Annotated in this window: 12 protein-coding genes; 3 read left to right on the top strand and 9 right to left on the bottom strand. The window is 71.1% G+C overall.

The annotated features are described in order from the left end of the window. Positions 1–72 precede the first annotated feature (72 nt). Positions 73–780, top strand: coding sequence for an alpha/beta fold hydrolase (locus KAG51_RS02900; protein WP_290580434.1), 708 nt, complete (start codon positions 73–75; stop codon positions 778–780). Here KAG51_RS02900 and KAG51_RS02895 read toward each other — a convergent pair. From KAG51_RS02895 to hisD, 5 genes are read right to left on the bottom strand one after another with little or no spacing between them, the layout of a single operon-like run. Continuing rightward, complete coding sequence (locus KAG51_RS02895) at positions 777–1,199, bottom strand: hypothetical protein (protein ID WP_290580432.1); 423 nt, start codon at positions 1,197–1,199, stop codon at positions 777–779. The two genes, KAG51_RS02900 and KAG51_RS02895, sit on opposite strands and share 4 nt — an antisense overlap. Then, positions 1,199–1,834, bottom strand: coding sequence for an imidazole glycerol phosphate synthase subunit HisH (hisH, locus tag KAG51_RS02890; RefSeq protein ID WP_290580430.1), 636 nt, complete (start codon positions 1,832–1,834; stop codon positions 1,199–1,201). The genes KAG51_RS02895 and hisH overlap by 1 nt, the downstream gene beginning before the upstream one ends. Further along, on the bottom strand, positions 1,834–2,448 hold the full coding sequence (gene hisB, locus KAG51_RS02885) for an imidazoleglycerol-phosphate dehydratase HisB (protein WP_290580428.1): 615 nt from the start codon (positions 2,446–2,448) through the stop codon (positions 1,834–1,836). Before hisB ends, hisH begins: the two co-directional genes overlap by 1 nt. 10 nt (positions 2,449–2,458) lie before the next feature. Continuing rightward, a complete protein-coding gene (locus KAG51_RS02880; protein ID WP_290580426.1) occupies positions 2,459–3,556 on the bottom strand; it encodes a histidinol-phosphate transaminase in 1,098 nt (365 codons plus the stop codon). After that, positions 3,556–4,851 carry a histidinol dehydrogenase gene (gene hisD / locus KAG51_RS02875; protein ID WP_290581241.1) on the bottom strand — a complete coding sequence of 432 codons (1,296 nt, stop codon included), beginning with the start codon at positions 4,849–4,851 and terminating at the stop codon, positions 3,556–3,558. The genes KAG51_RS02880 and hisD overlap by 1 nt, the downstream gene beginning before the upstream one ends. A 67-nt stretch (positions 4,852–4,918) precedes the next feature. Between hisD and KAG51_RS02870 the strand changes: the two genes are divergently transcribed. Further along, positions 4,919–6,133, top strand: coding sequence for a benzoate/H(+) symporter BenE family transporter (locus KAG51_RS02870; RefSeq protein ID WP_290580424.1), 1,215 nt, complete (start codon positions 4,919–4,921; stop codon positions 6,131–6,133). A 56-nt stretch (positions 6,134–6,189) separates the two neighbouring features. After that, positions 6,190–6,606 (top strand): Cys-tRNA(Pro) deacylase, encoded by a 417-nt coding sequence (ybaK, locus tag KAG51_RS02865; RefSeq protein WP_290581239.1) that lies wholly within the window; start codon positions 6,190–6,192, stop codon positions 6,604–6,606. On the opposite strand, the gene KAG51_RS02860 is transcribed toward ybaK, so the two are convergent. The 4 genes from KAG51_RS02860 to KAG51_RS02845 all read right to left on the bottom strand — a co-directional run bounded on the left by KAG51_RS02860 (position 6,550) and on the right by KAG51_RS02845 (position 13,115). After that, the gene (locus tag KAG51_RS02860; protein ID WP_290580422.1) at positions 6,550–7,113 is read right to left on the bottom strand and encodes a hypothetical protein; all 564 of its coding nucleotides are present in this window, start codon (positions 7,111–7,113) and stop codon (positions 6,550–6,552) included. The two genes, ybaK and KAG51_RS02860, sit on opposite strands and share 57 nt — an antisense overlap. Continuing rightward, positions 7,110–10,682 (bottom strand): DNA polymerase III subunit alpha, encoded by a 3,573-nt coding sequence (gene dnaE, locus KAG51_RS02855; RefSeq protein WP_290580420.1) that lies wholly within the window; start codon positions 10,680–10,682, stop codon positions 7,110–7,112. Before dnaE ends, KAG51_RS02860 begins: the two co-directional genes overlap by 4 nt. A 153-nt stretch (positions 10,683–10,835) precedes the next feature. After that, entirely contained in the window at positions 10,836–11,804 is a 969-nt protein-coding gene (locus tag KAG51_RS02850) for a hypothetical protein (RefSeq protein ID WP_290580418.1), read from the bottom strand. Between the two features lie 90 nt (positions 11,805–11,894). Then, positions 11,895–13,115 carry a pyridoxal phosphate-dependent aminotransferase gene (locus tag KAG51_RS02845; protein ID WP_290580416.1) on the bottom strand — a complete coding sequence of 407 codons (1,221 nt, stop codon included), beginning with the start codon at positions 13,113–13,115 and terminating at the stop codon, positions 11,895–11,897. Between the last annotated feature and the right edge of the window lie 11 nt (positions 13,116–13,126).

The raw sequence follows: 13,126 nt of genomic DNA, 5'->3' as shown, positions 1-13,126 counted from the left end.
CTCCATCCGACCACCGGCCGGTGAGTGCTTTCGGTGGGTGGCATGTCGGTGGGCGGCCGTAGCGTCGTCGCCATGAGCATCGTGATCCTCGTGCCCGGGTTCTGGCTGCACGCCGACTCCTGGGACGACACCCTCCCGCCACTTCTCGAGGCCGGCCATGAGGTCGTGTCGCTGACCCTGCCCGGTCTGGAGTCGGTCGAGACCGACCGCGCCGGCATCGGGCTGGGCGAGCACGTCGCCGCAGTCGTGGCCGAGATCGATCGCCACGACGAGCCGGTCGTGCTCGTCGGCCACAGCGGTGGCGGCACCGTCATCCACGCCGCGGTCGACCAGCGCCCGGACCGCGTCGCGCGGGCGGTCTATGTCGACTCGGGCCCGCTCCCACACGGGGCCCGCACCAACCCGCACCTTCCCGCCGAGGGCGCCGACCTCCCGCTCCCACCGTGGGACCTCTTCCGCCAGGACGGAGCGAAGGACCTCGACGGGCTCGACGACGCCGCGCTCCACGAGTTCCGACACCGCGCCGTGCCGCATCCGGCCGCTGCCGCGAGCGACGAGCAGCTGCTGTCCGACGACCGTCGATACGACGTCCCGGTCACGATCGTCAGCTGCACCTTCACGCGCGAGGAGATCGGCGAGGCCGTCGCGGCCGGCGTCGACTACTTCGCCGAGCTGCCGCGACTGCGCGACCTGACCGTCGTGGAGCTGCCCACGGGTCATTGGCCGCAGTTCTCCCGCCCCGACGACCTCGGTCGCGCGATCGCCGGCGCGATCGGCTAGCTGGTCTCGGCGGTCAGCCGCGCAGCCTCGGCGAGCATCTCGATCAGCACGTCGCGGTCGAGATCGGCCACGGAGCCGAAACCCAGGCTGGCGGCACCGACCTTGACCCGGCCGAGCCGGTCGGCGTACACCTGCGCGAGGTAGCGACGGTCCTCGACCGCGTTGACGTACAGGCTCAGGTGCTTCTTCTGTCGGGCCAGACCGACCACGAACCACTCGACGTCCGGTCCGCGAGGCCGGCTCTGGACCAGATCGCCGTAGCCGATGATCTCCTGCTCGGACCCACCCCAGAAGACCCCGGTCCAGAGTCGGCGCGACCTTCCGGCGAAGGCGGCGGCCAGGAGTGCGTCGAGCTCGGTCAGCTCCGGGTCGGCGGCGTGCTCGAGCCAGGTGTCGACGTCGATCTCGGCCGGCGTCATCAGAGCGTCGCGATCCAGTTCTCGAGCAGACGGCGGCCGGCATCGGCCGACTTCTCGGGGTGGAACTGCGTGGCCCACAGCGGACCCTGCTCCGCTCCCGAGACGAACCGGTCACCCTCGTAGGAGGTCCAGGTCACCTCGGGGGGCTTGACCGGACCACCCGGGGCGATGTCCCACTCACGCACCCCGTAGGAGTGCACGAAGTAGAAGCGCTCCTGCTCCAGTCCGGCGAACATCCGGGACCCAGCCGGCGGCTCGACCGTGTTCCAGCCCATGTGCGGCACGATCGGGGCCTCGAGGCGCTCCACCGTGCCGGGCCACTGACCGCAGCCGGCCGTGCGCACCCCGTGCTCGATGCCCTCGGCGAACAGGATCTGCATGCCGACGCAGATGCCGAGCACGGGTCGGTTGGCGATGAGCCTGCGCTCGACGAGCCGCTCACCACCGACCGCCGAGAGCCCCTGCATGCACGCCTCGAACGCACCGACGCCCGGCACCAGCAGCCCGTCGGCCTCGAAGGCGACCGCGGGGTCGGCGGTCAGCGTGACGTCCGCGCCCGCCCGCTCGACCGCGCGCACGGCCGAGCGCACGTTCCCCGACCCGTAGTCGAGGACCGCGACGGTGGGGAGAGCCACTACAGCGCGCCCTTGGTGGACGGGATGCCCGTCTCGCGGGGGTCGACCTCGACGGCCTCGCGCAGCGCCCGTGCGAGGGCCTTGAACTGGCACTCGGCGATGTGGTGCGGGTCGCGGCCGGCGGTCAGCGTCATGTGCAGCGTGAGCCCGGCGTGGTGCGCGATCGACTCGAACACGTGCGAGGTCAGCGACCCGGAGTACTGACCGCCGATCACGACGGTGATCTGACGCTCGGGCTCGCCGGTGTGCACGAAGTAGGGGCGACCGGACACGTCGACGGTGCACGTCGCGATGGCCTCGTCGAGCGGCACCGTGGCCGTGCCGTAGCGACGGATGCCGGACTTGTCGCCCAGAGCCTCGCGCAGGGCCTCACCGATGCCGATCGCGGTGTCCTCGACGGTGTGGTGGGCGTCGATGTGCAGATCACCCTCGGTCTTGACCGTGAGGTCGATCAGCGAGTGCCGCGCGAGGGCGGTGAGCATGTGGTCGTAGAAGCCGACACCCGTCGAGATGTCGTGCTGGCCGGTGCCGTCGAGATCGAGCTCGACGACGACGTGCGACTCGGAGGTCTTCCGCTCGATCCGGGCCGTGCGCGGACCGCGCGCATCGCTCACGGCCACAGGGTCAACGTGCCTGGCCATCGGTCACCTCCTGGAGTGCGGTGTGGAACGCCTGCATCTCGTCGGGGGTGCCGATCGAGACGCGCAGCCATCCTAGGGGTCCGGTCTCGCGCACCAGGACTCCGCGGTCGACGAGGCCCTGCCACACCTCGTGGCGGTCGGCGAACGTGCCGAACAGCACGAAGTTCGCGTCGGACTCGGCCACCGTGAAGCCGTCGTCGCTCAGCCGCTGGGCCGTGCGGTCGCGCTCGACGCGCAGCCCGTCGACCTGGGCCAGGAGCTCTGGAGCGTGGCGCAGCGCAGCCTCCGCCGCGGCCTGCGTGACCGACGACAGGTGGTACGGCAGACGCACGATGCGCAGCGCGTCGACGATGGCCGGGTCGGCGGCCAGGTAGCCGAGCCGGCCTCCGGCCAGCGCGAAGGCCTTGCTCATCGTGCGGGTCACGACCAGGCGGGGGAACTGCGCGAGCAGCTCGAGCGCCGAGGTGGTCCCGGCCCGGCGGAACTCGGCGTAGGCCTCGTCCACCACGACCAGGCCCGGCGCGGCCTCCAGCACCGCGCGCGTGTGCGCCGGGTCGAGGGCGGTGCCGGTGGGGTTGTTGGGCGAGGTGAGGAACACGACGTCGGGCCGCTCGGCCTCGATCAGCGCCACCGCGGCGCCGGCGTCGATGCCGAAGTCCTCACGACGCTGACCGGCGACCCACCGCGTGTGGGTGTTGCGGGCGTACTCGGGGTACATCGAGTAGGTCGGCGCGAACGACAGCGCCGTGCGTCCGGGACCGCCGAAGGCCTGCAGGATCTGCTGCATGACCTCGTTCGACCCGTTGGCCGCCCACACGCGGGTCGCGTCGAGCCCGGCGACCTCGCGGGAGAGGTAGTCAGCCAGCGCCGTGCGCAGGCCCCAGGCCTCGCGGTCGGGGTACCGGTTGAGGCCGAGCGCGGCCGCGCGGACCGAGGCCGCTATGTCGTCGGCCGCCACCTCGCTCGGACCGTACGGGTTCTCGTTGGTGTTGAGGCGCACCGGCACGTCGATCTGCGGCGCACCGTACGGCTCCTCGCCGCGCAGCTCCTCGCGCAGCGGCACCCAGTCCGGGACGCTCATCAGCGAGCGAGCCGGATCGACACGGCGGCACCGTGGGAGGGCAGGTTCTCGGCCTCCGCCAGGGTCACGACGTGCGGGCCGACCTCGCGCAGGGCCGCCTCGGAGTAGGTGATGACCTGCATGTTCTTGCAGAACGCCCGCACGGACAGGCCCGAGGAGTGGCAGGCGCACCCGGCCGTGGGCAGCACGTGGTTGGAGCCGGCCGCGTAGTCGCCGAGCGAGACCGGGCTGAACGAGCCGACGAAGACCGCTCCGGCGTTGACGATCCGACTCGCGACGCCGGCCGAGTCCTCGGTCTGGATCTCGAGGTGCTCGGCGGCATAGGCGTTGGCCACCTGCACCGCCTGGTCGAGGTCGCGCACGAGCACGGTGCCCGACTGGCGGCCCGCCAGTGCCGTGCGGATCCGCTCGACGTGCGCGGCACGTTCGACCTGACCCAGCAGCGCCTGATCGACCCGGTCGGCCAGGTCCTCGCTGTCGGTGATAAGCACCGAGGCCGCCATCGGGTCGTGCTCGGCCTGGCTCACGAGGTCCGAGGCCACGAGGTCGGCGTCGGCACTCGCGTCGGCGATGACGGCGATCTCGGTGGGACCCGCCTCGGAGTCGATCGCGACGGTGCCCTGCAGGTAGCGCTTGGCGGCCGCGACGTAGATGTTGCCCGGTCCGGTGATGAGGTTGACCGGCGCGCAGTCGCCGGCGCCGTAGGCGAGCATCGCGAGCGCCTGGGCACCGCCCGCGGCGTAGACCTCGTCGACGCCGAGCAGGGCGCAGGCCGCCAGGATCGAGGGGTGGGGCCACCCGGCGCCGTCCCAGTGATCGCGGCTCGGCGGACTCGTCAGCGCGATGCCGGAGACGCCGGCCACCTGGGCCGGGACCGCGTTCATGACGACCGTGCTGACGAGCGGCGCGAGGCCTCCGGGCACGTAGAGACCCACGCGCTGCATCGGCACGATCCGGCGCTCCACGACCGCACCGTCGGCGACCGTGGTGGTGACGGAGTGCTCGAGCTCGGCCTCGCACGTCACGCGCAGGCGCGCGATCGAGATCTCGAGCGCCGCGCGGATCTCCGGGTCGAGGTCCGCGAGCGCCGCGGTGAGCACGTCTGCCGGCACCCGCAGCTGCGCGGGGCGGACGCCGTCGAAGCGCTCGCCGGCGTCGAGGACCGCGTCGGCTCCTCGCGCGCGGACGTCCTCGCAGATGGGCCGCACCGCCTCGAGCGCCTGGTCGACGTCGACCTCGGCGCGCGGTACGGCATGGCCGTAGACCCGCTGCCACTCGTGGGCGTGGGGGGTCAGCTGGCGCAGGTCGAGACGTCGGAGCACGCAGCGAAGTCTACGGAGGCGGCGGCGTAGGCTTCGCGCCGTGTCCGACGCGCCCTTGCCACTCGCCGACGCCGGGGGCGTCCGCGCGCCCGTCGTCGCCGGCCTGGTCGCCGCGCTCGTCGGATTCACCTCGTCGTTCGCGGTCGTCATCGCGGGTCTGCGAGCGGTGGGAGCGACCCCGGCGCAGGCGGCCAGTGGGCTGGTGGCGCTCTGCCTCGTCTTCGGCCTGGTGATGCTCGCGCTGGCCACCTGGACGCGACTGCCGCTCTCGTTCGCGTGGTCGACCCCGGGTGCCGCGCTGCTGGTCAGCACGGGCACGGTCGACGGGGGGTGGTCCGCCGCCGTGGGCGCCTTCGCCGTGACCGGGGTGCTGCTGGCCCTGACCGGGCTGGTCCCGGCCCTGGGGCGCCTGATCGGGCGCATTCCCGTGCCCCTGGCCCAGGCGATGCTGGCCGGAGTGCTGCTGCAGCTGTGTCTGGCCCCGTTCGTCGCCGTGGCCGACTCCCCCGCTCTGATCGCTCCGATCCTCGTGGTCTGGCTCGTGGCCACCCGGTGGCTGCCGGTGTGGGCCGTGCCGATCGCGTTCGTCGTGGCGCTCGGCGTCATGGCGACCGATCTGCGCACCAGCGGCGCGTCGGTGCCGGCGGCCGACCTCGTCCCGAGCCTGACCTGGACGACCCCGTCGTTCACCGTCGCCGCCGTCGTCGGCATCGCGATTCCCCTGACCGTCGTGACGATGGCGTCCCAGAACATCCCTGGTGTCGCGGTCATGGCGTCGTTCGGCTTCCGGGTCCCGTGGACTCCGAGCATGGTGGCGGCCGGGGCCGGGACCGCGGTCGTCGCACCCTTCGGCGGGCACGCGATGAACCTCGCGGCGCTGTCGGCCGCGCTCACCGCCGGTGACGGGGCCGGGCCGCGGGACCGCCGCTGGATCGCCGCGGCCACCGCCGGGGTGGCCTATCTGGTGCTCGCTCCGGCATCGGCCGCGCTCGTGGCACTGTCGGCGTCGGCCGCGCCCGGCATCGTCGAGTCCGTGGCGGGGCTGGCCCTGCTCGCGGCGTTCACCGCCGCGATCCGAGGCTCACTCGACGACACCGAGCACCGCACGAGCTCGGCCGTGGCCTTCCTGGTCGCCGCGTCCGGCATCACGATCGCCGGCGTCGGCGGTGCGTTCTGGGCCCTGGTGCTGGGCCTGGCGGTGCGCGCAGTGATCGAACGTGCGGCTCCCGCCGGCACCACGACGGCGGCGCCGTGACGAGCGCAGGGACGCCGGCGACCGAGGCGCTGCGGGCCGCCGAGGTGGCCTTCACGATGCACGCCTACGCGCACGACCCGCGGGCGACGTCGTACGGGCTGGAGGCCGCCGAGGCCCTCGGCGTGGATCCTGACCGTGTCTTCAAGACGCTCATGATCGAGGCCGACGGCAGCCTCGCCGTGGTCGTGGTGCCGGTGAGCGGCACGGTCGATCTCAAGGCCGCCGCGTCAGCGCTCGGTGCCAAGCGCGCCCAGCTGGCCGATCCCGCGGCAGCGCAACGCGCCACGGGCTACGTGCTGGGCGGGATCTCACCGATCGGGCAGAAGCGCCGACACCGGACCGTGATCGACGAGACCGCCGAGCTCTGGGAGTCCGTGCTGGTCTCGGGCGGGCGTCGCGGACTCGACGTCGAGCTGTCACCGCGGGACCTGATCGACCTCACCCAGGGGATCGTGGCGGCCGTGGGTCGCTGAGGCCGCGACCTCACGCCAACGCCGCTCCTCGGCGCGCGCGTCGGCCCGTGCCGACGGATTCAGGGCGAGGCCCGGCAGCAGGCCGGCGATCGCGGCGATCGACCACGTGAGGAACGCCGCGGGGACCGTGACGGCGAGCTCGTCGGGGACGGTCTCGCCCGTCGTCACACCGCTGACGGTGGAGGGGTCCGGCGGACCCCAGATCATGCCGAGCTGCCACGCGACCAGGGTGGCGACCGCCCCGGCCCCGGCCGCGACGACCACCAGCGGCCAGCCCACCGGACGCGCCAGCACCCCCAGGAGGAAGCCCAGCAGCAGGCCGCCGCCCAGGCCGACCACCGCGAAGGCCAAGGAGACGCCGAACTCGGCGGAGACGGCCTCCTGCCCCATCTGCAGACCTCCGTCGGCCACGGTCCAGCGAGCCGGCTCGGCGACCTGGACCCAGATGACGGCGCCGGCGACCCCGGTCAGGACCGTGGTGAGGAGCACGCTGAGCGGCCACCTCATGCGAGGCAGTTCGGGCCGAGGAGCTCTTTGAGGTCGGCGATGAGCGACGACGACTGGGTCACGCGATACGCGCGGTCGAGGCGCATGACGCGAGTACCCGAGGAGCTGACGAGTCGCAGATGGACCTCGCTGGCCCCGGGGTGGGCGGCGAGCACCTGCTTGAAGCGCGCAATCATGTCTGCCGTACAGCGTGCCACTGGCATCGTGACCGCGATCGGCGCCTCGCTCCCGCCGACGCTCATGGCCGGCATCGTGACCTCGGTCGCCATGAGGTCGAGACCTTCGTCCTTGCGGCGGATCCGTGCCTTCACGGCCACGACCTGGTCGGCCCGGAGCAGGTCGGCCGCCAGGGCGTACGCCGCCGGGAACACCATGACCTCGACCGAGCCCTCGAGGTCCTCGAGCGTGATCGAGGCCCAGGTGTCGCCCTTCTTGGAGAGCCGCCGCTGCACGCCGGTCACGAGGCCGCACAGCTTGACGATCGAGCCGTCCGGCCGCTCGGTGTCGGTGACGAGGTCGACGATCGCGACGTCGCGGCTCGCCTGGAGCACGTGCTCAAGCCCGAGCAGCGGGTGGTCGGAGACGTAGAGGCCGAGCATGTCGCGCTCGAACGCCAGGAGCTGGGTCTTGTCCCACTCCGGGACCGGCGGGATCGTGATCGAGACCCCACCACCACCGCCACCGTCGTCGTCGAGCCCGCCGAACAGGGAGTCCTGGCCGATCGCGGCGTTGCGCTTGAGGTCGAGGTGCTGATCGACCGCTTCCTCGGCGATCGTGACGAGGGCGCGGCGACCGTGGTTCAGGGAGTCGAACGACCCCGCCTTGATGAGCGAGTCGAGGACCCGCTTGTTGCACACCGTGAGCGGAACCTTGTCGAGGAAGTCGGCGAAACCGGTGTAGGCACCCTTCTCCTCGCGCGCCTCGATGATGCCGGCCACCACGTTCTCGCCGACGTTACGGATCGCGGTCAGACCGAACCGGATGTCGGTGCCGACCGAGGCGAAGTTCGCCTGGGACTCGTTGACGTCGGGCGGCAGCACCTGGATGCCCAGGCGCCGGCACTCGCTGAGGTAGATGGCGGACTTGTCCTTGTCGCCGCGGACGCTCGTGAGCAGCGCCGCCATGTACTCGGCCGGGTAGTTGGCCTTGAGATAGGCCGTCCAGTAGCTGATGACGCCGTACGCCGCCGAGTGCGCCTTGTTGAAGGCGTAGTCGGAGAACGGGAGCAGGATCTCCCACAAGGCCGTGATGGCCTGCTGCGAGTAGCCGCGCTCGAGCATGCCGGCCTGGAAGCCCGCGTACTGCTTGTCGAGCTCGGACTTCTTCTTCTTGCCCATGGCTCGACGCAGGTTGTCGGCCTGTCCGAGGCTGAAGCCGGCCAGGACCTGGGCGATCTCCATGACCTGCTCCTGGTACACGATCAGGCCGTAGGTCTCGCCCAGGACGGTCTCGAGGGGCTTCTCGAGCTCGGGGTGGATCGGCTCGATCGGCTCGCGGCCGTTCTTGCGCCGGGCGTACTTGTTGTGGGAGTCCGCGCCCATGGGCCCAGGGCGGTACAGCGCGCCGACCGCGGAGATGTCCTCGAACTTGTCCGGGCGCATGCTGCGCAGCAGGGCGCGCATGGGGCCGCCGTCGAGCTGGAAGACGCCGAGCGTGTCACCGCGCGAGAGCAGCTCGTACGTGGCGGGGTCGTCGAACGTGAGATCTTCCAGCACGACCTCGATCCCGCGGTTGAGCCGGACGTTCTCGAGTGCGTCGTCGAGCACCGTGAGGTTGCGCAGGCCCAGGAAGTCCATCTTGACCAGCCCGAGCGCCTCGCACATCGGGTAGTCGAACTGGGTGATGATCGCGCCGTCCTGGTCGCGCCGCATGATCGGCACGATGTCGATGAGCGGCTCGCTGCTCATGATGACGCCGGCCGCGTGCACGCCCCACTGCCGGATCTGGCCCTCGAGCCCGATCGCGGTGTCGTAGATCGTGCGCACCTCGGCGTCCTGGGCGTGCATCTCCCGGAACTCCTTGGCGTCGTTGTACCGCGGGTGCTGGTCGTTGAAGAGATCACCGAGCGGCACGCCCTTGCCCATGATGTCGGCGGGCAGCGCCTTGGTGATCTTCTCACCGAGCGGGAAGTCGTACGACAAGACGCGGGTGGCGTCCTTGATGGCCTGCTTGGACTTGATGCGGCCGAAGGTGGCGATGTAGGCGACTCGCTCCGAGCCGTACTTCTGGGAGACGTAGTTGATGACCTCGGTGCGGCGACGCTCGTCGAAGTCGATGTCGAAGTCGGGCATCGACGGGCGCTCGGGGTTGAGGAAGCGCTCGAAGATCAGACCGTGGGTGAGCGGGCAGAGATCGGTGATGCGCAGCGCGTAGGCCGCGATCGACCCGGCGCCCGACCCACGACCCGGGCCCACGCGGATGCCGTTCTCCTTGGACCAGTTGATGAAGTCGGCCACCACGAGGTAGTACCCGCAGTACCCCTTGCTCTTGATGACCTCGAGCTCCATCTCGACGCGGTCGCGGACGTCCTGCGTCAGCGCGTCACCGGGATAGCGGGCCTCGATGCCGCGCCAGACCTCTTGGACGAACCACGACTCCTCGGTGTGCCCGGCGGGCACGTCGGCCTTGGCCATGTAGCCGCCGGTGTTCTCGCTGAACTCCATGTCGCAGCGCTCGGCGATCAGGAGGGTGTTGTCGCACGCCTCCTTCATGCCGTAGGAGTCCTCCCAGAGCGCGCGCATCTCCTGGGCCGACTTGATGTAGTAGCCACCCCCGTCGAAGGCGAACCGCTTGCCGCCCTGGGCGTACGTGGGCTCGGAGAGCCGGCTGCCCGAGTTGACGCACAGCAGCGCCTCCTGCGCGTCGGCGTCCTCGGGGGCGTTGTAGTGGGAGTCGTTGGTGGCGACGGGCGGGATGCCGAGCTCCTTGCCGAGCCGCAGGAGGTCGTCGCGCACGACCTTCTCGATCGAGAGCCCGTGGTCCATGAGCTCGAGGAAGAAGTTCTCCTTGCCGAAGATGTCCTGGAACTCGGCCGCGGCGGCCCTGGCCTCGTCGTACTGGCGCAGCCGGAGGCGGGTCTGGATCTCTCCCGAGGGGCATCCGGTCGTGGCGATGATGCCCTGGCTGTAGCGGTTGAGCAGCTCGCGATCGGCCCGGGGCTTGAAGTAGTACCCCTCGAGGCTCGACAGCGACGACATCCGGAACAGGTTGTGCATGCCCTCGGTGCTGGTGGCCAGCATCGTCATGTGCGTGTACGAGCCGCCCCCGGAGACGTCGTTGCCGCCCTCCTCCTCGGAGTCGCCCTTGCCCCAGCGCACGCGACGGCGCTCGGAACGGTGCGTGCCCGGGGTCAGGTAGGCCTCGAGCCCGATGATCGGCTTGACGCCGTGCTGACGCGCCTTGGACCAGAAGTCGTACGCACCGTGGAGGTTGCCGTGGTCGGTCATCGCGATGGCGGGCATCTCGAGGCGCGCCGTGCGCTCGAACAGGCCGTCCAGCAGGGACGCTCCGTCGAGCATCGAGTACTCGGTGTGGACGTGCAGGTGCACGAAGGACGAGTCGCTCGACATCGCGTGGACGGCCTCCTCACGGCAGGGCCGGGACGTGGGTCTCGGCGGGTCACGGGCTCCCGCACGACGGACGGTCGCGGGAGGGTGTCAGCCTAGTCGAGCCCACCGACCGGTCCGCGTCGCCACGCCTTCGGCGCGTGCCGCCGCACCCGTTCAGACGCGGCGCAGCGCCGAGAACTCCGCCACGACGGCGGAGACCTCGGCCGCATGCCGCTCCTCGGCCGCCACGAGCTCGTCCTGCAGGGCGGCGACCTGGCCGCTGAGGATCTCGGCCCTCATCTGGTGGTCGTCGATCGCAGCGCGCGCCGCGGCCAGGTCCGCCGAGGCACGGGCGGCTGCCGCCAGCTCGTCGTCGCGGTCCGACAGGCATCGCAGCAGGGAGCTGACCCGGGACTCGAGGTCGTCGATCGACGCGCGAGCACCCGCGAGCTCGGCCCGCAGGCCCGCCGCGGCGCGCTCCTGGCGATCCTCGACCTCGGCGGCCGTCGCGGCGTCCTCGACGCTCGTGCGGCGCAGCTCGGCGTTCTCGCGCTCGGCCCGTTCCGCGCGGCGTGCCGCCTCGACGAGGTCGGCGGCGATCTCGTCGAGATCACGCTGACGCTCGGCGAGGCTCCGGCGCGCCTCGGCGAGCTCACGGTCCTGGTGCTCGAGCTGCTGCCGGACAGCGCGCAGCGCCACGGTGTCGTCCCCGATCACCCGCACCTGGGACTCCAGGCGGGCGATCGTCGCCCGGTGGTCCTCGGCCTCTCCCTCCAGGCGCTGCGTCTGGAGGCGGAGAGCGTCGACCTCGTCGGCACCCTCGGCGAGACGGCGCTGCAGCGACTCCCGCTCGGTCATGAGCTCGGCGACGCGGTGGGTGAGCTCAGCGACCTCGAGGCGCGCGGCAGTGTCGACCGGGACGTCCGAGGCACGGCGGCCGGCGCGGACAGGTGCGGTGGTCACAGGCTCCTCGGGCCGCGAGGACGAACGTCGTCGTCCACCGGCGGCCGAGCGTCGCAACGACGGGAGGTCTCGGGCGGAGGAAACGCGGCGTGGGGCGTCCTGCTCGGGCTCGGCATCGCCCTCGAGCGAGGTCATGGCGAGGCGCAGGATCGATTCGTCGCTGTCGTGGGGGTGACTCACCGGCGTCCTGATTCCGTGGGGGTGGAGGAGCGTGCGGTTCATGTTAGCCGCGAGATGGCCCCGGCGACGGTGAATTGACCCCTTAATGTGCTAGGCCTGCCGATACGTCGACAGGAACTCCCCCATGCGCCCGATCGCCTCGGCGAGATCACGCGACCACGGCAGGGTCACGATCCTCAGGTGGTCCGGATCGGGCCAGTTGAACCCCGTGCCCTGGGTCAGCAGGATCTTCTCGGACTCCAGCAGGTCGAGTGCGAACTGCTGGTCGTCCTTGATGGGGTACATCTCGGGGTCCAGCCTCGGGAACACGTACAGCGCACCGCGCGGCTCCACGACCGTGACGCCCGGGATCTTGCGCAGCTCCGAGACTGCTGTGTCGCGCTGCTCGAGGAGCCGGCCGCCGGGCAGGATCAGCTCGCGGATCGACTGGTAGCCGCCGAGCGCGACCTGGATCGCGTTCTGCGCCGGCACGTTGGGGCACAGGCGCATCGACGCCAGGAGCGTGATGCCCTCGAGGTAGTCGCGGGCGCGTTCGAGCGGACCCGTGACGGCCAGCCACCCGGCCCGGTAGCCACACACGCGGTAGGCCTTGGAGAGCCCGTTGAACGTCAGGGTCAGCACGTCGGGCGCGATCGCGGCCATCGCATGGTGCACGGCGTCGCCGTAGAGGATCTTGTCGTAGATCTCGTCGGCCATCAGCACGAGGTCGTGACGGCGGGCGAGTTCGGCGATGCGCTCGAGCGTGGCCTGGGAGTAGACCGCACCCGTGGGGTTGTTGGGGTTGATCACCACGATCGCCTTGGTGCGATCGGTGATCTTGGCCTCCAGATCGGCCAGGTCGGGATTCCACTCGTTGTCCTCGTCGCACCGGTAGTGCACCGGCGTGCCGCCGGCGAGATTCGTGACGGCGGTCCAGAGCGGGTAGTCGGGGATCGGGATCAGGACCTCGTCGCCGTTGTTGAGCAGGGCCTGCAGCGCGATCTGGATGAGCTCGGAGACCCCGTTGCCGATCCAGACCTGGTCGATGTCCAGGGGCGGGAAGTCGTCGATCAGCTGGTAGTGGTGCACGACCGCGCGCCGGGCCGACTGGATGCCGCGGGAGTCGGAGTAGCCCGCTGACCCGGGCAGGCCGGCGATGACGTCCTGCAGGATCTCCGCCGGCGCGTCGAAGCCGAAGGGCTGCGGGTTGCCGATGTTGAGCTTGAGGATGCGGTGCCCCTCGGCCTCGAGCCGAGCGGCCCGGGCGCTGACCGGACCTCGGATGTCGTACAGGACGTCTCGCAGCTTCTCGGACTGTCGCACCACGCTCATCGGGCCATTGT

Origin of the sequence: Aeromicrobium sp., from assembly GCF_023146395.1 — a bacterium.
Lineage (GTDB): Bacteria > Actinomycetota > Actinomycetes > Propionibacteriales > Nocardioidaceae > Aeromicrobium.
This window is presented reverse-complemented; position numbering and strand designations above follow the sequence as displayed.